The 22,452-nt window shown below is 38.7% G+C and carries 15 protein-coding genes and 1 pseudogene; 6 read left to right on the top strand and 10 right to left on the bottom strand.

Annotated elements, in window-relative coordinates:
* The first annotated feature begins 9 nt into the window (after positions 1–9).
* The 3 genes from M3M38_RS00835 to M3M38_RS00825 all read left to right on the top strand — a co-directional run bounded on the left by M3M38_RS00835 (position 10) and on the right by M3M38_RS00825 (position 4,936).
* A complete protein-coding gene (locus tag M3M38_RS00835) occupies positions 10–1,101 on the top strand; it encodes a carbamoyl phosphate synthase small subunit (RefSeq protein WP_252814340.1) in 1,092 nt (363 codons plus the stop codon).
* Positions 1,088–3,646, top strand: a complete 2,559-nt coding sequence (locus M3M38_RS00830; protein WP_252814338.1) for a carbamoyl phosphate synthase preATP-grasp domain-containing protein — start codon at positions 1,088–1,090, stop codon at positions 3,644–3,646. The genes M3M38_RS00835 and M3M38_RS00830 overlap by 14 nt, the downstream gene beginning before the upstream one ends.
* Before the next feature lie 147 nt (positions 3,647–3,793).
* Positions 3,794–4,936 (top strand): MFS transporter, encoded by a 1,143-nt coding sequence (locus M3M38_RS00825; RefSeq protein WP_252814336.1) that lies wholly within the window; start codon positions 3,794–3,796, stop codon positions 4,934–4,936.
* A 38-nt stretch (positions 4,937–4,974) separates the two neighbouring features.
* Here the strand turns inward: M3M38_RS00825 and M3M38_RS00820 are convergent, their stop codons facing one another.
* The gene (locus M3M38_RS00820; protein ID WP_252814334.1) at positions 4,975–6,687 is read right to left on the bottom strand and encodes an Rqc2 family fibronectin-binding protein; all 1,713 of its coding nucleotides are present in this window, start codon (positions 6,685–6,687) and stop codon (positions 4,975–4,977) included.
* A gap of 129 nt (positions 6,688–6,816) precedes the next feature.
* Between M3M38_RS00820 and M3M38_RS00815 the strand changes: the two genes are divergently transcribed.
* Together M3M38_RS00815 and M3M38_RS00810 are read left to right on the top strand one after the other, a co-directional pair.
* Positions 6,817–7,236: a MarR family winged helix-turn-helix transcriptional regulator gene (locus M3M38_RS00815; protein ID WP_252814332.1), complete on the top strand. Its 420-nt coding sequence runs from the start codon at positions 6,817–6,819 to the stop codon at positions 7,234–7,236.
* A gap of 10 nt (positions 7,237–7,246) precedes the next feature.
* Positions 7,247–8,119, top strand: a complete 873-nt coding sequence (locus tag M3M38_RS00810; RefSeq protein ID WP_252814330.1) for a DegV family protein — start codon at positions 7,247–7,249, stop codon at positions 8,117–8,119.
* A gap of 495 nt (positions 8,120–8,614) precedes the next feature.
* Here M3M38_RS00810 and M3M38_RS00805 read toward each other — a convergent pair whose 3' ends face one another.
* The 5 genes from M3M38_RS00805 to M3M38_RS00785 form a co-directional block, all read right to left on the bottom strand.
* Positions 8,615–8,953 (bottom strand): hypothetical protein, encoded by a 339-nt coding sequence (locus M3M38_RS00805; RefSeq protein WP_252814328.1) that lies wholly within the window; start codon positions 8,951–8,953, stop codon positions 8,615–8,617.
* Between the two features lie 27 nt (positions 8,954–8,980).
* Positions 8,981–9,706, bottom strand: a complete 726-nt coding sequence (locus M3M38_RS00800) for a multidrug ABC transporter permease (protein ID WP_252814327.1) — start codon at positions 9,704–9,706, stop codon at positions 8,981–8,983.
* A 1-nt stretch (position 9,707) separates the two neighbouring features.
* Positions 9,708–10,601 (bottom strand): XRE family transcriptional regulator, encoded by an 894-nt coding sequence (locus tag M3M38_RS00795; RefSeq protein WP_252814325.1) that lies wholly within the window; start codon positions 10,599–10,601, stop codon positions 9,708–9,710.
* A gap of 200 nt (positions 10,602–10,801) precedes the next feature.
* Positions 10,802–15,640, bottom strand: coding sequence for a glycoside hydrolase family 70 protein (locus M3M38_RS00790; protein WP_252814323.1), 4,839 nt, complete (start codon positions 15,638–15,640; stop codon positions 10,802–10,804).
* A gap of 79 nt (positions 15,641–15,719) precedes the next feature.
* Positions 15,720–16,580 carry a helix-turn-helix domain-containing protein gene (locus M3M38_RS00785; RefSeq protein ID WP_252814322.1) on the bottom strand — a complete coding sequence of 287 codons (861 nt, stop codon included), beginning with the start codon at positions 16,578–16,580 and terminating at the stop codon, positions 15,720–15,722.
* A gap of 361 nt (positions 16,581–16,941) precedes the next feature.
* Here M3M38_RS00785 and M3M38_RS00780 point away from each other — a divergent pair, with 361 nt between their 5' ends.
* Positions 16,942–17,571 (top strand): pyridoxamine 5'-phosphate oxidase family protein, encoded by a 630-nt coding sequence (locus M3M38_RS00780; protein ID WP_252814320.1) that lies wholly within the window; start codon positions 16,942–16,944, stop codon positions 17,569–17,571.
* A 44-nt stretch (positions 17,572–17,615) separates the two neighbouring features.
* Here the strand turns inward: M3M38_RS00780 and argH are convergent, their stop codons facing one another.
* From argH to M3M38_RS00760, 4 genes and pseudogenes are all read right to left on the bottom strand, one after another.
* Positions 17,616–19,004 carry an argininosuccinate lyase gene (gene argH / locus M3M38_RS00775; RefSeq protein ID WP_252814843.1) on the bottom strand — a complete coding sequence of 463 codons (1,389 nt, stop codon included), beginning with the start codon at positions 19,002–19,004 and terminating at the stop codon, positions 17,616–17,618.
* Positions 18,994–20,222: pseudogene (locus tag M3M38_RS00770) on the bottom strand (argininosuccinate synthase). The gene argH and the pseudogene M3M38_RS00770 overlap by 11 nt, the downstream one beginning before the upstream one ends.
* 22 nt (positions 20,223–20,244) lie before the next feature.
* Positions 20,245–20,988: an amino acid ABC transporter ATP-binding protein gene (locus tag M3M38_RS00765; RefSeq protein WP_274705788.1), complete on the bottom strand. Its 744-nt coding sequence runs from the start codon at positions 20,986–20,988 to the stop codon at positions 20,245–20,247.
* Positions 20,981–22,435, bottom strand: a complete 1,455-nt coding sequence (locus M3M38_RS00760; protein WP_420842650.1) for an ABC transporter substrate-binding protein/permease — start codon at positions 22,433–22,435, stop codon at positions 20,981–20,983. Before M3M38_RS00760 ends, M3M38_RS00765 begins: the two co-directional genes overlap by 8 nt.
* Positions 22,436–22,452: the final 17 nt, after the last annotated feature.

The raw sequence follows: 22,452 nt of genomic DNA, 5'->3' as shown, positions 1-22,452 counted from the left end.
GGAGTTTATGTGGTTAAACGATATTTAGTTCTAGATGACGGAACCTCATTTGCAGGAGAAGCATTTGGTGATTTAACCAGTACCACTGGGGAACTAGCAATTAATACTAATTTAAATTATTATCAAGAAGCTTTAACTGATCCAACTTACCATAATCAAATTGTTACTTTTTTGCAGCCCTCCATTGGAAACGGTGGAATTAATCCCAAAAATTATGAATCTATTTTAACGTCTGCAAAGGGAATTGTGGTTCATCAGAGTGAAAATATTTCTTTTTCGCAATTAAAGGATTTATCATTGGATTCCTTTTTAAAGGAACGGCATATTCCGGGGATTAGTCAAATTGATACTCGTCAGTTGCAGAAACACGTGCGCCAACACAATGTAAAAAAGGCTAGCATTGTCAGTACTAATGATGACCACGCTTTTGATCAGTTACAGGCAGCGGTATTAAGTAATCAACAAATTCAAGCCGTTGCTACGCCGAAACCATATTTGGTACCGGGGACCGGTGTTACGATTGTGGTGATTGATTTTGGGTTACGAGAATCCATTATTCGACAGTTAGCAAAGTTAAACTGCAACATGATTGTTGTACCTTGGAATACTAGTTTTGCTGAAATTAAAAACTTAGACCCGGAGGGAGTCGTGCTCTCATCGGGACCAGGGTCTCCAGATGAAATTGATACAAGTGTCATTGAAACCATTCAAACAATTCAAGCACATTTACCGTTATTTGGAATTGGATTAGGGCATGAATTAATTGCAATTGCCAACGGGGCTCAGGTAACTCGAATGTCGATTGGAAACTATGGAAGTAATCATCCGGTGCGTAAAATTATTACCAACGAGTTGATTTATCCGAACCAGGCTCAGGCTTATGCGATTGCAAACGATTCTGTGGACAACAATCGTTTAATTGTGACTTACAAAGATATTATTAATGGAACCATTCAGGGACTTCGGAGTCGAGATTTTCCTACTTTTTCAGTTCAATTTTCTCCCGATGGCTCTGGTGGAATGGTCGATGGTTTCGATTTATTTGAAGAATTTGTTGAGAGCATTATTGCACACAGGAGATCAACTCATGAAGCAAATTAAAAAAATTTTAATTCTGGGTGGGGGAGCTTCCAACATTGACCATGAAAGTGAACAAGATGCGGCTGCTTTTCAAGTAATTTCAGTTTGGCGCCGGTTAGGGATTGAACCTTATGTAATTGACAATAATCCGTATTCGTTATTATTACAAGAAGTTGATTCCCAGCATACCTTTGTGCGTAGCATTACAACGCAAACCGTAGCTGATTTATTACGGAAACATCACATTGACGGGATTACCCCAATTTTTGGAACCAAAGCAGCGTTGACCGTCGTGCAAAGGTTAGAAAAAAATCAGGTTCTGCAGGAATTACAAGTCCAGTTAATTGGTTTGAATGCTAATAATTTATATTTATTTGGAACTGAAACGGAAGCATCCGACCAAAATACCGCGTTAGCTAATCGATTAGCCGATAATCACATTCCCATTGTAGCGTCACAAATCATTCGTAATTTTACGGATTTACGAGATAATATCGAACGAATTCAATTTCCTGTTTCGATTAAACCGTTAAGTACCAATAAAAAGCGGCAACGCCGGATTTTTCAAAATATGGAGAGTCTGAATAATGAAATCGATGATTTATTTCAAGAGTCTCCCGAACAAAAGCTGTCATTAGAACGGGAAGTTGGTAATTACCAAGAAATTGGAATGGTGGCCATCAGAGACGTTGAAGGCAATAAAATGCTGATTTCTTCTCTGGAAGATATGAATCCGGTAAAGATTAATGCGACTGATTCGGTTATTTTTGCCCCGGCTCAGACCTTGAACGATTATCAATTGAAACGATTACGTTCCATTACGTTTGACGTTTTAGACTGTTTAGGAATTAAGGGAATTTGTCACCTGCAATTTGCGATAAATGGGGAGACTGATGAGGTTTATGTAATTAAAGTAAATCCAGTTTTTAATTCAGAAACGTCGTTAGCGGCAAAATCCACTGGTTATCCGCTGGCCAAGGTGGCAGCCTCATTATTACTAGATATCCCGCTAACCAAGGTGAAATTACCGCCTCGTTTTAATCCGTTGACCACTATCTTACAGCCCTTAAGTGATCACGTTACGGTTAAAATGCCAATTTGGTCATTTGATTATTTAGATATGGCGGATAATCATTTGGGTACGCATGCCAAGGCCACCGGAGCTGCAATCGGAGTCGGACGTAGTGCTGAAGCAGCACTAATGATTGGGCTACGTAGTTCGCAACCTAGTCCACAAGATGTTCTACCTGAGTATGCTGATTTGAGCGAAGATGATTTAATTAATCAATTGATTCATCCGACCGACCAGCAAATTCTAATTTTATTTGAAGCCGTGCGGCGGGGGTATTCTGCTAGTGACTTAAGTGAGTTAACTAAAATTGACGAATTTTACTTTGTCATTATGAAGAATTTGCTGACAGTTATTGAACAAGTGCGACAACATCCTTTGCAAACAGAAGCACTTTTAGCCGGTAATCGTTATGGTTTTGGAAACGGGATGTTTTGTCATTTTTGGAAGACTAATAACGCAACCATTGTGGCTATGCAAAAACAACTAGATCATGTTAAGACTTATAAAATGATTGAGCCCACGGCGGGAGAATTTCCAGAGAAAATTAATTCATTTTATGGTAGTTATGAATTTGAAAATGATACCCAAAAGTTGAGTGATCATAGTGCCTTAGTTATTGGAAAAGGGCGGAATCATTTAGGGCCGAATACTGCTGCGGATACTTATACGGCGGAAATGTTAATTCAACTACATAAACTAGGTTATAAAACCATTATTTTAAATAATAACCCTAATTCGGTTTCTTTAATTCCGGCCATTAGTGATAAACAATACATTGAACCAGTGCAACTGGGCGAAATTTTAAATGTAATTGAATTAGAACAACCCCAGTACGTGTTTTTACCAGGTAATCGTCATTTCTTGATTCGGGAACTGCAAAAGATTGCTGGAAACTTTAAATTAGTGGTCCTTCCTCCAGATCAAGAAACTGGAACTGTCTATCAAGATCACGTTGATTTTGCTTTAAACGTGTTGGTTAGCCCCCAGGGAATCATCCCCATTGCAACGGTGGGCTTTCGTTCCCAAATGGAAAATGATGATAATCAGTTAGAAAATCAAACTAGTTATTATATTCCTTATGCTAACCGACAATTGGATTCGGAACGAGTGGAAGAGTTGGCCCGAGCCGAGATTAAGCAACATCCTTTAACCGGCTTAATCCAGATTCTATTTACCATTGATGAAAATGGAAATTATGTTACGACGGGGATTACCCCGCTTCGAATCACGGAAACCATCTTTTTAAACCAGGTAACCGGGATTAACTGGATTCGGATTTTAATGCAAATGTATACAGGTCATTTTGATCCAATGTTTATTCGGAAGTTAATTCCTCAAATTAATTCTGCGAGTCGCTTTGCGATTATGCAAATCACATTTCCGTTTAAACACTTGGGAATCAACAATGTTCCCAAACGACGACGGTATGAAATTGGGGCAAAACTTTCTTTTGGTCCCACGTTAGATGACTCCACTACTAATTTACTAAAATAAGAGAAACTTGCATTTCGCAAGTTTCTCTTATTTTTTTATTGTAATTGACAACAGATTTCATTATCCATATACTAAGAGCAATTTTCGTTAAAAAGCGGGGGGAGTCCAATTAATTTATCAGCACGGTTTAATTATTATTTTTATACAGTGGGAGTTAAAGCTCGTTTCACACGTATCATTAATATTTTGTTCTGTCTGCAAATTCTCCACTTAACCTTGTTTCAGTTTGCATTGTTTCAATCGACTTTTTTGGTTGCTCAACTAATCATGGAATTGCCAGCTGGGATTATCAGTGATTTAGTCGCTCGTCGTAAAATTATTGTAAGCGGGCTGATGATTCTGAGTATTTCTCCCTTAATCATGGTTAGCGCGGTTCTTTTGGCTCATCCGCTGTTAATTATTTTATTGTCAGCCACTCTTGAGGGACTAGGTAATGCACTTCTGAGTGGCTCTGACACTGCTTACTTTTTTGAAGCGTTACGGACAGATCATGATTTAGAATTTTATGATCGCATTCGGGGGCAAGTACAGTTAGTAACGGCACTCGTCACGGGAATAGCAACATTTGTGGGTGGATTTTTGTTTAATGTTAATTTTATCTTGCCTTACATAGCTCAGACTGGGTGCTTGTTATTGACTATCTTATTAATTAGTAGTCTTCCCGTTGAACCAAAAGTAAGGGGGAAGCAGAATAAAACCGATTTTTGGCAACCATTACTTGTTTTTCGTTCAATGTTTACTAATAAAACCATTCTGGCTACCTTTTTATTGACCGGAATGATTACAGCGGTCGTGAATGCCATTTTTAGTTTTATGCCGCAAACGGTCGCTAAAATTGGATATTCGGCAACGGCAAATGGACTGATTTTTATGCTGTTTAGTTTTGTAGGTGGGTTAGTTGCGACGCAATCTTATCGATTATTGAATTGGAAAATTACTCGAATTATGGAATTAATCATTGTGATGATTGGGATTGGCTTCGGACTGCAATTACAATCATTACCGTACTTGTTTCTTTGTGGTTTAGGAATTTTGTATGTTACAGTTGATTTTTTAGATCCACTTGTAATGACCATTTTGAATAATTGGGTTAGGGATTGTGAACGGGCCACTTTTCTTTCTGGTTTGACGTTTTTAACGACGATTTTAACCGTTTTCGTAAATCCTTTAGTTAGTGTACTAATGACTAAATTAGGGGTAATTGCAATGCTGGGAATTATGGCTGGCTTCACAAGTTTAGCGATTATAACGATGATTATCATCTTTAAATTAGCGCAACCTAAAAAATAAACCTATGACTAACAAGGATCCATAGGTTTATTTTAGTTTTATTTTTTCGCATTACGCCGAAGTTGTTCAACTAGCTCTTGGTTAGGAGTGACATAGACGGTTTTTTGACCGGTATAGTGAACCAATCCGGGTTTGGCACCATTGGGCTTTTTAACTCGTTTGACTAAGTCATAGTCGACGGGCACATTCGCTGAAGCCCGGGCCTTAGAAAAATAAGCGGCTAAATTAGCGGCCTCTAGAATGGTCTGTTCGCTTGGATCAAATGAACGAATAATTACGTGGGAACCATGGATATTTTGCGTGTGCAGCCAGGTTTCCCGTTTGTCAGCAGTCTTGAGGGTTAACTTGTCATTTTGTAAGTTATTTTTTCCGACTAAAATGACCGTCCCATCGGTTGCCATAAACTTTTCTGGTTGACTAACTTGAACTTTTTTATTTTGGCGTCCCGTCTGGCGTTTTAGATAGCCAGATTGTTGGAGCTCGGTTTTAATGTCATCCAAATTTTCGGGATTAGCCAGTTCAATTTGACTCTCAATGTTTTCAAAGTAGTCAATCTCGGCCTGAGCGTTTTGAATTTGCTGCTGAATGTATTGACCAGCATTCTTTTTCTTTTGGAACTGTTTGAAGTACCACTGGGCATTTGCGGAGGGGGAGAGTTCAACCTTTAAGTTAATCTCAATCGGTTGATTATTGTCATAAAAGTTAGGCAATGAAATTTGGTTCATTCCGGGTTTCACTTGATGCAGGTAGGTCATTAAAACTTCACCTTTAACCCGATATTGATCAGCGTTAGCAGCATCCGTTTCATCTTTTTCTAATCGTTTAATTTTCTTGCGATTTTTCTTTAATTCATTTCTAGTGATTTGAATTAATTGGGCGCCTTGTTCTCGAACCCGTTCTCTTTGAACCTTAGTTTGGTAGAATTGATCTAACATTGTGCTCAATGAGGTAAAATGTTGCTCAATTTGTAAAGGAGGGAAGGGAAAAGGGGCAAACCCTAGTTTCCCCTGTCTAGTGAGGGTCGTTACGGGTGAAGGGTGATTAAATTTTTGCCAAAAATCAGTATACTTGGTTTGCAGACTTCCTCCAGATTGATGCAGAGCCTCTGCAAGAGCAAACGAAGTATCAATTCCCAATCCCTGTAAATGCTTCCGTAATTCACCGGCTAGGACTTCTAAGTTGGGAAAATCATGATCAAGGTGTTCAATTACACTAAAGTCAGATAACTGAAACGGATTTAATAAATCTTGTTGGGGTGGATTTACGTATTTTGAACCAGGTAAAATAGTGCGGAATCGATTTTTGTCGGGGCCAATCCGTTTGATGACGTCAATAATGTTTCGATTTTGGGCTTCGACCAGCATAATATTACTATGCCGAGCCATGATTTCAATGACCAGCACTAGTTCCTCCAAGTCTCCAATTTCATTGCGGGTATTAATGTGGAGATGGACAATCCGATCGTTATCAACCTGGTGAATCTGATTAATAAAACTACCTTGGAGATGTTTGCGTAATGTCATTGTAAAGTTATTGGGAACTGGGGGATTTTGAAAGGGAATCGTGGTAGTTTGAATGCGAGCATAGGTAGGATTAGCAGATAATAATACCTGATAATTTTGTCGTTGAGCTCTAACCGTTATGATAATTTCATTAGGATATGGTTCACTAATTTTAGTAATCCGGCCTCCAATTAACTCAGATTGTAATTCGTTAACCATTGCGTGGGTAAAGGAACCATCAAATGACATAATTCGTCTCCTTTTAAATTTAGCGTTATTTTTAGTATAGCTTATAAATCCTATAACTAACAGCAATAAGAAAAAGCGTAAACTTGTAACAGGCAATTAATGTTATAATGATTAGCGGAGGATTTAACGATGAAAAATAGTTTAGAGGCATTGCGCGACGTTAGTAAAATTCATCAACACCAATTGCAGGTAATTACGAAGGCTCAAAATTTAACTATTTCGGAGTGGCAGTTGTTAATGGCAATTAACGGTGGGAGCGATACTCAAGAAAAGTTGTCACATACAATGAATCTAGATACTTCGACGCTTTCACGTCAGTTGAAACGCTTGTTAGTGAAAGAGATGATAATTAAACATGCCGTTGGTCAAGATCGGCGTCAGTTAATTTATCAATTAACACACTTGGGCACCGATGCATTAAAGCAGATTAACGCCGCTTATGACCAGCTTCAACAACAAATTTTTGCTCAATGGACTGAAGACGAATCGAACCTATTAAAAATCCTATTAAATCGATTAGCAACTAGTATTAAAAGATTGAATAAATGAGGTGCATAGATTGAAAACCGCAATTGTAACTGATAGTACCTGCTATCTTTCTAAAAAGGAAATTAAGAAGTATCATATCCACATTATTCCACTTGAGCTTTTGTTTGGAGCAACTGAATACTTAGAAAATGTTGATATTACTAGCAAGGATTTTTATCTTAAGTTAGCGGAAGCATCAGAATTACCGACAACCTCTCAACCAGCCACGGGAAAACTAATTGAACTATACAATCAATTAGCAGATGAAGGCTATGAAAACGTTATCACAATTACGCTGGCTGGAACCATTTCTGGGTTTTATAATCAAATCGGTAACATTGCAAACATGGTGTCCAATCTACGTGTAATTCCATTTGATTCAGAAATTACGTTAGGATTAATGGGAGATTTAGCCATTTATGCGGCTCAATTAGCTGCTGTTGATACTGATCCGGATACAATTATTGCCAAATTGAAGGAACAACGAGCTACGATTGATGAATTGTTTGTGGTAGATGATCTAAAGAACTTAGTTAAAGGCGGTCGTTTATCAAACGCATCGTCATTTATTGGTGGATTATTGAACATCAAGCCAATTTTAACCTTTGATAAGCAAACTGATGAAATTGTGGCTTTTGATAAGGTTCGCACAATGAAGCGCGCTTTAAAACGAGTTGAGCAGTTATTTAGCGAAAAGACAGCTCAATTAGATTATCCGATCAAAGCATTCGTACTGGATGCTAACGCTAGTCAAACTGGAAAACAATGGATGAAGCACCTTAAGCACGAATTTCCAGAAGTAGAGTTTACGCAAGCAGAGATTGGCCCGGTTATCGGAACGCATTTAGGTTCAGGAGCGTTAGCGTTAGGCTGGGAACGAAATATTCATAAATTAAAAGATTAGGAACGAATTTAAGATTCGTTCTTTTTATTTTGCGTACATATAAGCGGGGCGGAATCCTTGAAGCTAGATTACCTTAATTGCATATTTTAGTTTACATAATATATATTATACGAAGTAATAATTAAATTTAATAAAAACAGCATCTTAAGCGAATTTCCGTATTTATTCTTCTAGCTCCATGGATTCATGGCAAATTAATGAACCATTAGTTCATTTAATCAATTTGAATCGTTTTTAACCTAATCGTTAATTACTCACATGAATCTTTGCCTTTATTAAGCTAATCTTCCTAATGCTTTAGCTAACATTTCAGCAACAACGACTGGCTCTTCTGGTTCTTTCTTATTAATCCAATTAGAAATTAAGTTCCAATAGCCACCCACAAAGAAATCCATTAAAGAGAAAATAAATTGACCTTATAACCAAAAAAATCCAACTATTATTAAATAGATAGTTGGATTTTTGCTTTTTATTTAATAACTAATAATCTTAAAGCTAATTGTGTTGTTTTAAACGCTTCCAAGTTTCTTTATATCCAGTTATATAATCAATAATTTCTTGAAATCGGCCCCGAAATAATGGATTAATCCAACAGAAAATGGCTCCCAAAAAGATCCATTGCCACTGATAATGTTGTTTCATTTGCCACTCTTGCTGAGCATGTTTGCTTCCTAATTCCCAGTCACTTTTTTGTTTGGAAGTTGTTGACCCATTATAATTTACATTTGTAAACCCTGCTTGCTGTTTCCAATCATAAGGTTGTTGGAAATGTCCTGCTTCGTACTCATGTTTCAGCCAATCATGAATCTCATTCCAATTATGCTTATCTCCCATTAATAAATCCTTTCTATCATTGAACTGCTATACGGTTTGTTTTTTCAGTAAGTAATAAATGCCAATGATTACTGGAATTCCCGTCAATAAGCTAATCCCAATGAACCAGCCCACGTTAATCATCCAGGTTTGACCGAGAAATTTAGCTGTAATAACTTGATATAGATAATACGGTGGAAATAATTGCTGGATCTTCGTAATAATTTGTTCAAATTTTCCGTTTGCAAATTCATGAAATGGAATCAATAAGAACATCACTGCAAACATTAAAAAGAAACTAGTGGCATCGAGAGTTTGGGCATCTAGCCATTGACCAATTAAAAAACCAAATAAACTTAGGTAAATCCCAAGATACAGCAGTAGCAAAAACAAAATTAATAACTTCCCAGACAGTCCGTAGTCACCCAGTAACATTCCAAAAATGATTACTACAATTGCAATTAAAGCGTTAAGCATGGTTTGACATAAAAGATCATCAAAAATCCACTGTTTAATGGTGTATGGTGACGTCTCCATCTGGAGTAAATAAAATTTTTTCGTGTAATTAAATGATTTGGCAAATGTCACTAAGGAATTACCAGCAATTCCCATTACAACCGAACAAGTAACCATTAATAACGAATTAGAAACAGCAAACGCATCATTATGATTAATTAAGTGCATCAACAAATAGAATAAAATTGGAGTTACCATCGTGAAAAAAAGAAAACGCCGATTTCGAAAGGTCATTTTGAGCGTTAAGTAATTGTTCATGTTATACCTCCTGAACTTGATTATGGCCACGATACCAAGTATCCAAATCTTGATTATGCGCGTGAATCGTAGCGACCTGTTCATCGGCAGCAATCACTCCACCTTTTAACAGCAGCACCCGGTCAAAATAATGATCAATCTGATTAAAATCATGGGTAATCACCAATGTGGTCCCAGAAATTTGGTCCAAGCGCTGCCAAAAGTGGTCAATGGTCTCTAAATCCATCCCCACAGTTGGTTCATCAAAAATAAATAATTTGGCGGACTTAATCATCGTTAATAAAAACATGAGCTTCCGTTGTTGCCCTCCAGATAATGAATCTACCACCTGTCGTCGTTGTTCCCATAGGTTGGCACTTTTTAGTATCTTTTCAATATCAATCGTGTTTAATTTAGCAACGCTAACTTCTAGTTCCATCATTTCTTGCACGCGCATTGGACCAATTAATACGTTTTTTTGTGGCATTAAACTAAACTCTAATTTGGGTTGATAATGTCGTTCAATGATTCCCGCATCTGGTTTAATTCGGCCGGCAATTAAATTAACGAGCGTGGTTTTCCCTGCTCCATTACTTCCTAATAAGGCCACCCGCTCATGATTATGTAAACTAAAGCTAACATCTTTCAAAATCGGCTGCCTATAATTTTTACTGATCTTCGTTAATGCTAAAATTGGTGTTTGACGCATCGGCTGATTTAAAACTAAATAGTCTAAATCAACATTGAAAATCTGACTTAGTTGTACTAGCTTGTCCAAATCCGGTTCTGCATCTCCGTTTTCCCATTTGGAGATTGCTTGTCTAGACACAAATAACCGTTCCGCTAATTGAGATTGGGATAATTGTTGTCGTTGCCGTAAACGAATAATCTGCTTTCCTAATGAATTATTTTGCATTTGCATTGTCCTTTCTGAGTTGATTAAATCTAGCTGTCCTCAATATAGCAAATCAAGCAATTAATACTAGTGAATCTCTAGCTCTGCTTCGCTGACAAGCTCGCAACGGTGGGTTGCAACCCATTCATAGCAACGATTTCATCAAATAAAAAAGGCTGTAGTTTTAAAACTACAGCCTTAATTCTAATTTAACTTATTATTTAGTTAGTTACTGGTGTCTTGTTTTCAGTAGAGTTTTGTTCAGGTTGAACATTATCACCTGATTTTAATAGTTCTCCCGACTGGGGATCAAAATTAACGGTTTGACCATTAATTACTTGGGTTCCGTAAACTTTTTCACCAGCAGCGTTAAGATAATATGTTTTTCCATCTTTAGTAACATATTGATTTTTTACTGGTTCACCATTGTTTACGTCAAAATAATACGTTTTTCCAGTGGCCGGATTAGTGGCAAAATCACCTTTAACTTGAATTAAAGTATTAGGATCAAAGTAATGTGGATGTCCATTAATTACTTGATATCCGGAAACTAAGTGCCCATCAGCAGCGTCGGTGTAGAAAAATTGATTATTTCCAAGATCAATGAATTCACCTTTGCTCTGGATTCCATTATCATGGAAATATTTTTTCATTCCATCTAACTCAACCATCCCTGTCGTAGCATTCCCATTTTTATCAATGTAATACCAGTTTCCATCGTGATCACCAGCATACCGATCAGAAACTAAGTTTCCACTACCATCATCAAAGTAATGGACCTTACCATCCGGAGTTTTAACAAACCGATCTTTAGCTTCAACTCCATTTTGGTCAAAGTATTGGGTATATTTACCTTCAACGTCATAAAGTTGATTAATTAACATCTTACCGTCATCGCCAAAGTAGTATGCATTACCACCCTTGTCTAAAACGTATTGATTCCGGGCTTGACGTCCTGAGCCGGTATAGTAGTACGTATTTCCGTCTTGACCTTGGAAGAATGAATTTCTTAATTCAATGCCATTTGGTAAGAAGTAGTATTTTGAACCATTAATCGTCTGTTCTCCCGTTGCTAAATGACCACTGTTATCAAAGTAATAGTAATTATCTAGATCATCCTTAATAATGGAATTTTTAGCTTGATAACCACTCGTGTCAAAGTAAATAATCCCTTGTTGATCACGAGTAAATCCGGCAGAAGAAGGCAGGTTTAGCAGTTGTTTTGGTAAGTATTCTTTACCATTACCATTATCAACGACCTTGAAATATTGACCGGTAGAAGGATCTTTTAACACGAAATCTTTTCCCTTACCCTCAATGTTACTTCCGTTAAAGTATTTAGCTGACCATTCCTTAATTTTAGTGCTTGGATCAATTGGTTGTCCCGTTGAAATTTGCTTATCCTTAAATAATTCTGGGTAATCCTTTTGCAATTGCTCTAAGAATTCTCCCCCAAATTTTTCTTGGTAAGCTCCTCCACCACGGGTATTAGAAACGTATAAGTCCCCTTGCATATCCGAATCGGTTTCTGGCTTTCCTAAGGAATCCGTCCGGTTAACCGTCGTTAATTCCTGTTTCTTCATGTTGTAAAGTTGATCAGGAACAAAGTCGGCCATGACTTGGATTCCTTGGGCGTGTAGTGCTTTGATTGCATCACGTAATTGGGCATCGGTTCCATATTTAGTTGGCTTATTGAAACCAAGATCATAACGATCAGAAAATGCATATCCATTTTTAACGATTGAGTCCAAGAATGTATTGTCTTCACTAGATCGGTATTGTGGAGCTAATTGCATGCTCGTAATTCCCCAGTCCCGGAAAATCTGGGCATTTTTAGCAATCCGAACGTTAGCAAATTCATCAACCGTTTTCGGCATTGCTTGGAAGTTTGAAAATCCTTCAAAAATAACCTGAGAATCTAAGGCAGCGTTAGAATGGAAAGTATTTCCGTCACTATTTTGCTGATCACTAGCGTTCGTTCTTGCATCTTGATTTGCACTAGCCCCAACCGGGACCCAAGCAGAAAGATAACCAGAAACTTGCGGGTTAAGATATCCTTTGATTTCATTGCCAGTAAAAATCAAATCTCCATTTTCATCTGTCCAACGAATTGGAGCCTGTGTATCACTAGTGTAGTTTTGTAATCCATCAGCGGTAGTTACGGTAACTGCTCTAAATGCTTGGTTACGGTGCGCAGCTCCCATGTGTAAAACGATTTGATCCGATTGATTTAACTTCAAATCGTGATTATTACTAATGATTACTCCAATTCCTTCAGTTCTAGTTTCAGCATTCCCTTGATCACTGGCATTCATAGCTCCTTTTCCAAAGCGAACGCTCGTCAAGACATCATTCTTATCGACATCCATTGTTTGCCCACCAGCTACGTACTTCATTCTAGTTTTAAGGAAATTATCGATGGCCTCAAAGTATGGTGACTTAGTTTCCATAAATGCTCCATCATCCGTATATAAATCTCCATAATAAATTCGCGGAATCGTATCTTTATTTGTCAGCATCATTGCATACGCACTTGGCATATTATAATGAGTGTACTTCTTCTCTGCCTGCTTCATGTCTTCATTATAAACTTTGAAAGCAGCATCAAGTTGGTCCTGTGTGGGAGCCAAACTGTTTTTCACTCCTGGATATAAATCTTCGATAATTTGCGCAATTACCGTTTGCACTTCACTATCGTGCGCCCTTACGAATGAGTAATTAGGTAAAGCCTGATTATCTTTATCGTCCCGGCTTCGATCTACCATTTTATACTCCAGGAATCGTTTCATGGCACCTCGCAGTTTATCTGGCTTAGTTAATGACCAGATTAACTGAGTATGGCTATAGTCATCCATACTAAGTTGTCCTTGACCATGATCACGCATGTAAAGTGGATCATTATGACTCCAGTCCTCTAAAATTGATAAATGTTTCATTGCGTCTTTATCAGATTTTTTCACACCATATAAAGCAGCAAAGTATTTTGCAGAAATATTCAATAAGTCAGCATCAACGTTATCAACGGCATCAATTCTAATTCCATCAAAGTTCGCATCTGGATCATTATTGGTAATGGAACCAAAATGCATTAAGAAATGAAGCCAGTTTAATTGTTCCGCTTGCACAACAGGATTAGAGTTATCAACGTCATCTGCTAATAATAGCTCAAATCCTCCTTTACTCTTATCAACATCATACTTTTCTTTTCCAGTTTGGTTTGTCGGTGTCCGATTCATCAAACGAAAGTTTGAATTAGCATCAGGAGTTAATTTACTGTTAATGAAGCTTAGAGCCCCGCGTTGTAAATGATCGTGATTAGGATTTTCACTAATAATGTTCCACTGGGGCTGTTCCTTGATGAAGTCTCTCATCAATTCGCGTAACCATTCCGTATCATTACGCTGACTAATTTTAGTTTCAATTGCTTTTTGAACGGCAGTAACTGATTCATTTAACAACTGTTGATCATCATCAAGTTTAAATCCTTGGTGATTATCAATCAGACCTGCTTTAACCATGTAATTTAGATAGTTAACTTCTGTCCTTTTATTCGGCCACCAAGTCATTAGGATTGGCCGATAGTCATTGCTTGTAGAAGCACGCCAGTCTTTTCCATCAGCCAGGATTTCTTTAGGACGATACCAGGACTCGGCAGTCAAATACCCATCAATATTTTTAAAATTATCTTTTGACGTCCCATTAACCGCATTGTGGGGCGTATAAGCAGTGGTTTGATCAGCAATTCCTTCCTTAATTTTGGAATTCTTAGTTTCCGTTGCAATTCCGGTCTTCGCATCAAAGTAAAGTAATTCTCCATTAAAAACTCCAGAGAATCCTCGACGCATAACCCCACTACCATCAAAGTAATAAGTTTTCCCGTCAATCGTTTGCAATCCAGTAACAATTTCTCCGTTTTGATTAACGTAATAAATATTCCCTGATATTTTATTTTTATCGTTTTTCTTTTTTTGTTCGCGATAGTAAGGATTACTACTATCACTGGTTCCAGTTTCATCTTCATCATCTTGTTCTAATTTCAATGCATCTAAATTAGGCAATGATTTTTGTTTATCAGATTCATAAAAAGAACTTTGCACCCGAGTTCCATCTTTATTAAATGCAATATTTTTTGAATCAATCGTTTCAATTCCAGTAACTAAATTTCCACTTCCGGGTTTAAAGTAATACTTTTTCCCATCAATTGTAACGTAGTCACCTTTCACCTGTTTCCCAGAATCATCAAAGTACTGGGTAAATCCATTAATCTTAGTCAAGCCCTTGGCATAACTACCGTCATTATATTGATAGTAAAAATTACCGTTTTTATCAAAATACTGTCCTGGTTTTTCTGCCGACTTGTGATTTTCGTTGGTATTCGCTTCTGTCCCATCATCCTGCTGCTTTGAATCAGCTTGGTGATCTTCTGGTTGTTGTTTAGAATCGGCACCCGGTTTCGTTTCGGATTCTTGAGCTTGTTGTTCTGCCTGTGGTTGGTTGTCACTTTTGGCAGCTGGTTTTTTTGACGATTCTGTTTCAGAACTAGATTGATCTGTAGTTGGATTAGCTTGAGTCCCAGTATCAACTGTTTTGTGATTTGAATCAATTTGATCTAAGTGTTGCCCTTGTTCAGAATCTTGTTGCTCTTTATTTTGCTGATTTAAGTCATTTCCCGCTTTTTCCGCAATATCTGATTGTTGTTGCGTATCTTCTAAAGAAGCGGTAGTTTTTTCTAACTTAGTTTCAGCACCTTCGGTTTGCTTGGTACTTTGGCTATCAGACTCAGAATTAAGTACTTTAGTTGTCTGTTTACCAACTGACTGATCTGAATCAGTTCGCTTTTCTTCTGAAGTTACTTTAGTTGTATCCTCAGACTTTTCATTTGGTGAATTGGAATCCGCCTGCTTCGTTAAAGTAGTAGTTAGGTTCCCTTGAGTACTATCAGCAGAAACCTGATTGCTACTAATTACGGTAATCCCTGTAAATGTAATAGTGAAAATTGCTCCTATTACCCAGGTTTTCCCAGCTTTATACATCTTTTTCCGACAAGTTTTATTAAACATTAATAATCCCCTTTCAATTGATTAATGCTATTTTAAAACGTTGCCAAAAATATTTTTAATTTGTAGCAAAATTATTACATTAACTAGCTAGGATGGTCTTAATTTCTCTACGTAACGATGTAACTAATTTTTTCGCACCAAAATCACTCAAGATATCCAGTTTATGGTTAATTTTACTTTGATAGTTTTGATCTTGTTCTAACAAAATGAGCCGAATGTCAGCAACAATCACTAGATCATATCTACCAGTTTGGGATGCGATTTTCCGTGATTCCATTACTTCTATAAACGGGGGCTTAATTTTTCGATTTAAAATTAATAAATAGCAATAGTTCGCACTAAAAGCTGCCTTTAATCCTACTAAGGTGGGATATTTTTTATCAATAATTCGAAAAGCATGGTGCATAATTTCACGAGCCGTATCTAATTCAAAAAAGAAAAGACACGAATCCAAAATCCGTAAATCTAACATGCACCATTCGTCAATTTGTGATAAATCATCCCACACTGGTCGTAATAAATTACGTAATTCTTTAATCTTTTTTACGTCAAAATCTTGATCATCAATTTGGAGCATTGCTTCAACGGAAAGCATAATATTTCGAGCGGTCATATTGCTGTCCTTTTGATAAATCATATGCGCCAATTCTTTAATTTCTTCTAAGGTTTGATGATCTCCAGAACTGTTTAACTGATATAAGAACAACTGACTTAACTTAGAAAAACTGGTGGGATTATAAGTGGCCCGTTGCTTATCAAAATCACTTAAAGAAATCCCTAATTTTTCCAGTAATTCGGTACTTGTTTCAAAAGAAGGACTTTGATGCTTATTTTCAATCCGGACGACCGTATCGCGGGAAATGAGATTGTGGGCAAGTTCAGCTTGGGTAACATGTCGACTAGTCCGCAAGTATTTTAATAGTTTTCCAAATTCTGTCAAAATAGTTCCTCCTTAATTTTAAAATTGTGCTAATTTCATAGCTAGAATTTGGTGAGTATTGTATCACACTGGTTAATTTATGCATCTAAAAAATGACGAAGATTTACTACATTTAGTTAATTGTCGTAATAAATCAGTTATAGTAATCATATTCAATTAAGGAGGTGTTAACTATGCCATCAATCTTTAACGTTTTCACTTGGTTCTTTAAGTTTTAATGTTTTTAACTAATAACTAAGGTAGCTCCAATAAAATTTATTGGAGCTACCTTTTTTATCAACATCGACAGGTAAAAATGGTAATATGAAAAAGGAAATAAACGTATTAAATAATCTTACATAAACTTAAACGAGGTGTTCTAATGTATTTAAAACGATTCGTTGAACTATTCATTGTCTACGTAATTTCATTTGCCCTAGGAAGTTTGATTTATGGTTGGAACTTCTTCACTAATTACTGGTTTTTAATTTTGATTGGTGGAATCATTGGTTACATCATCTTGATCATTCCACTAACTATTATGACCATTCGCAAAATGACCAAACGGGAAACCGCTAGTGGTGAAAATCAACCAGCTCAATCTCGTTTTAGTAATGTACTGGCAGAACTACCAGGAAATCTTTACTTGGCCACCAGTGACTCAGACGGAAACGTCAGTAATTCAATTGTCACTTATACCCAGTCCGAAAAACAGGAAAACGTATTATACGTAGTTACCGATCCCAAAACAAAGCGAGCTCAGAATGCTGTTAATCATCCCCAAGTAGCCATCGCCAGCTTATATGATCCCAAACTGGGGACGCGCTTCTCTTCTAATCAAGCGACGGTTCGAGTAATTCAAGGCAAACAAGCCATTACGGAATTAGTAAATTCAACTACCGCTTTACAAGGGTTTGACGATAACATTACCAATCAAGCAGTCCTAGAAATCACCCTTACCTCTGCCGTAATCGAGTCTTTCCGGGATGCTCCAGAAGTCGTTAAATTTTAGACCAAACAAAAACTGCTAACTCAATCGAGTTAGCAGTTTTTTAATTATGCTTCCTTTTGCAGTAACAATTGTGCTTGTTTAATTTGCTGTTTAATTGACTGAAAGCCAGTTCCGCCTAATGAATTACGCCGTTCAACGGCTACCTTTGGCTGTAACTCGTGATAAACATCAGCTTCAATTAACGGCGAAGCAGCTTGTAATTCGTCTAACGACATATCCTGTAGATTACGGTGCTCTTGGATGCCTTTAAATACCAGTTGCCCGACAATCCCATGGGCCTCTCGAAACGGCATACCCTTGTTAGCCAGGTAGTCAGCTAATTCGGTGGCGTTGGAATAATCATTTTCCGTACTAGCATACATTTGTTCTTGATTGATTTTCATCGTTTTTAGCATTCCAGTAAAAATCTTCAGAGTTGGTAAAATCGTGTGGACGGTATCAAAAACTCCTTCTTTATCTTCCTGTAAGTCCTTATTGTAAGCTAACGGGAGTCCCTTCATTGTCGTTAACAATCCCATTAGATGACCGTAGACCCGGCCGATTTTCCCTCGAATTAGTTCGACCATATCCGGATTTTTCTTTTGCGGCATAATCGAGCTACCGGTAGTATAGGCGTCGCTGAGTTCCACAAAGTTAAATTCCTGACTGACCCACAGACTAAGTTCCTCACAAAACCGGGAGAGATGCATCATGAGCATCGAGGCATTACTTAAGAACTCAAGCGCAAAGTCCCGATCAGAAACGGCATCCAACGAGTTAGAATAAACGGCTTGAAAACCTAATTCGTGAGCCGTAAATTCGCGGTCAATCGGAAACGTGGTTCCAGCTAAGGCTGCTGAACCAAGCGGCAATAGATCCGTATGTTTTTGGTTAAACTCAAAGCGTTCGTAGTCCCGTTGTAACATGTTGAAATAAGCCAAAAATGATTGAGCTAATGAAATGGGTTGCGCATGTTGCAAGTGAGTATAGCCCGGCATTACGGTTTCGACGTTTTCACTTGCTAATTGCAATAAAACCGTTTGTAACTGTTTAATTGCATTCAGAACCTGCGGTAACCGCCGCTTGACATAGAGATGAAAATCGGTGGCCACCTGATCATTCCGCGATCTTGCTGTATGCAGTTTTCCAGCTACTGGTCCAATTCGCTCCGTCAGTAACGCTTCCAGATTCATGTGGATGTCTTCGTTAGCCGTGGAAAATTGAAGTTTGCCGGCGGCTAAATCCCGTTGTAAATCATGTAACCCTGCCGTAATTTGTTCTACTTCAGTCGTAGAGAGGATTCCAGTCTTTCCTAACATTTTGACGTGCGCTAAGGATCCTAACAAATCTTCTTCAGCCATTAGTTGGTCAAAACCAATCGAAGCACCAAACTCATCCACCAGTTGGTCAGTTTCTGCTTGGAACCGACCGCCCCATAACTTTTTACTCATGATGATCTGCCTCTTTTTGTACTACCTGAGCTGCCACTTGGGTTGGTAAGCCCCATAACTTGATGAATCCCTTGGCTGCTTCTTGATCAAACGAATCAGCAGCGGTGTAGGTAGCCAAATCTTTATCGTATAGGCTCCAGTTAGACTGCCGTCCCAAGATAGTAATATTGCCTTTGTATAGACTAAGCCGAACATCTCCATTTACTACTTGTTGGCTCGTTGTAATAAAGGCCTGCAAAGATTGCATTAACGGAGAGAACCAGAGTCCGTTGTAAATTAATTCTGCAAACTCTTTTTCGATGTTTAACTTAGAGTGCGCCAAATCCCGTTCCAAGGTGAGGTTTTCTAATGCTTGATGCGCTTTAATCAAAACCATCGCTGCTGGAGCTTCATAAATTTCTCTTGACTTGATTCCCACTAACCGGTTTTCAATGTGGTCAATCCGACCCACTCCATTTTCTCCCGCAATTTGGTTGAGCGTTTCAATTAATGGAGCAAAATCCATTTTCTGACCATCTAGTGCCACTGGCTTTCCGTGGTCAAAGCTAATGACCAACTCTGTGGGTTGCTCGGGTGCATCCGCAATTGAATTGGTCATTGCAAAGGCATCCGCCGGGGCGCTGACCCAGGGATCTTCTAACACACCCGCTTCGTTAGCCCGACCGCTTCGTTAGCCCGACCCCAGATGTTGGCATCAATGGAGTACGGAGAATCCAAGTCAATTGGGATTTCAATGTCATGCTCTTTGGCGTAGTCAATTTCTTCTTCCCGCGACCAGTGCCAATCCCGCACGGGACTAAGGACTTCAACGTCGGGGGCAAGCGCGTGAATGGCAACTTCAAACCGCACCTGATCATTTCCTTTCCCGGTACAACCATGGGCAATTGCCGTCGCCCCTTCTTGCTGAGCAACTTCCACTAACTTCTGCACGATTAACGGCCGTGATAATGCCGAAACCAGTGGATAAACCCCTTCATACAAAACGTTTCCCTGCAGTGCTAACGTTAAATAGTGATCGGCAAATTCATTCTTAGCATCAATTACGTATGCAGCTACCGCTCCGGTTTTGAGTGCCTTGGCTTCTAACATCGTCGCGTCTTTTTCTTCACCAACGTTTACACAACAGGACACCACGTCGTATCCCTGGTCAGTTAACCAAGCGATGGCCACCGACGTATCTAATCCACCTGAATATGCTAATACTACTTTTGGTTGCGCCATTGTAATTTCCTCCTTCTAATTTTTAATCAACAATAATTTTATTGATAAAGTCTTTCGTTCGTTCCTCTTTCGGATGGTCAAAAATTTCCTTAGGCGTATCCTTTTCTAATAAGTACCCCCCATCCATAAACCAGACTTGATCAGCTACCTTTTTGGCAAATCCCATTTCATGAGTCACCACAATCATGGTCATCTTTTCATCCGCCAGTTCTTGCATTACCTGGAGCACTTCTCCGACCATTTCAGGATCCAAAGCACTGGTTGGTTCATCAAATAGCATCACTTCAGGATTCATTGAAAGGGCTCGCGCAATGGCTACCCGTTGTTGTTGTCCCCCCGACAGACTAGCCGGATACGCATCCGCTTTTTCTGCCAACCCAACTCTGGTTAAGTACTTCATTCCAATTTTTTTGGCCTCAGTTTGACTCATCTTTTTTACCCGAATCGGTGCTAACGTGAGGTTTTCAAGCACCGTTAGATTGGGGAACAGGTTAAAGTTCTGAAACACCATCCCGATTGATTCACCTAGCGTTGAAAGCTGTTGGGCCGTTTCCTTAGTTAAATCTTTGCCGTTGAACCAAACCGCTCCGCTAGTTGGCGTTTCTAACTGGTTAATGCACCGTAATAAGGTACTTTTACCAGAACCAGATGGTCCAATGATACACACTACCTCACCTTTATTTACTTCTCCGTTAATGTCCTTTAGTACTTCGTTTTTTTCAAATTGTTTTTGAATGTGGTCAATTTTAATCAATGGATTAGTCATGTTTCATCTTTCCTTCCCAGTAATTTAATAGTCTTGTGAGTGTAAACGTGATGATGAAGTAGATAGCCATTACAACGACAATGGGAGCAACCCCTCGATAGGTATCGGCTCTCACGACGTTTAGTTCGTAAACCAGGTCCGTTACTCCGATAATGGAAACAATCGAGCTTTCCTTAATAACTGAGATAAACTCGTTTCCTAGTGCAGGCCAAATGTTCTTAAAGGCCTGGGGCAAAACGATGAACCGGAGAGCATCATGCTTAGATAAACCGAGACTCTTAGCTGCTTCTTTTTGACCCTTCGCCACGGAGTTGATCCCCCCTCTGATAATTTCGCTAACGTACGCCGCGCTATTTAGAGTCACAGCAATAATCCCGGCAGGTAAAGCAGGAATGTTAACCAAAATTCCCAGTCCAAAGTAGACTAATAGTACTTGCACCATCATCGGAGTACCCCGGACTACTTCGACGTAGCTAATGGCGGGCCAACTTAACCATTTAACGTTGCTTAATCGCATCAGGACTAACAATACTCCTAGTATAATTCCGCCGGCAACCGCACAAACAGAAATTAACAATGTGTATTTTAAGCCATCAAAGAAGTACTTCCAGTAGTGCCACATCGAGGTGTTAGCGGTATTAACCTTCATGTATTTAGCGGCCGTTTTTAAATATTGTGGCATTAAGTGTTGTTCGGCAATCTTATCCATCGATTGGTTCACAGCCGTTTGGAGGGTTGTAGCTCCCTTCGGCATGGCAATTGCAAAGCCGGTTTCTTTCTTGTCTAGCTTGTAGTCAGCGGGAATCATCTTTAAATCCGGATCATTTTCCACATAGGCCTGCGCCACTGGCTTTTCCACCCCCACGGCATTAACCTTGTGAGTCTTGATTGCTAAAACTAGGTCCGTGGTCTTATCCATGCTAACTAGCTTGCTATCAGTTAAATGTTTTTTGGCTAAGGTTTGTTGCATCGAACCAGTTTGAGTTCCGACTTTTTCACCCTTCAAACTCTTTTGGTTCTTTAACCTGTTAGCATCCGTTTTGTTAATCAGGAAGCTTTGGCCTCCGTAGTAATAGATTTTAGAAAAATCGGCATTTTGTTCCCGGGCGGGGGTCGGATTAATTCCTCCTAACGCTAAATCAACTTTCCCGGTTTGAACGGCCACCAACACGGAATTAAAATCCATGTTCTTTAGTTGGAGCTTCACGTGAAGATCCTTGGCAATTTGTTTTGCCACCTCAATATCCATTCCCACGTCTTTTGACTTGCCGTGTTCGTTAACCTGAAAGGCAAACGGCGGATAATCGGGAGCAACCGCTACTTTTAACACGCCTTGCTCTTTCACTTTTTGCAGTGAGTCATCGGCATGAACGGTTGCTTTAGCCAGGGTACCCCCTAGCAAAACCGTTACCATGACCAAAAACCACTTGAGCCATTTCTTTTGCATTACTAATTCCTCCTCCG

This window comes from Fructilactobacillus cliffordii, assembly GCF_024029355.1.
Lineage (GTDB): Bacteria > Bacillota > Bacilli > Lactobacillales > Lactobacillaceae > Fructilactobacillus > Fructilactobacillus cliffordii.
The sequence above is the reverse complement of the archived record's forward strand: the minus strand, read 5'-3'. Positions and strand labels throughout refer to the sequence as shown.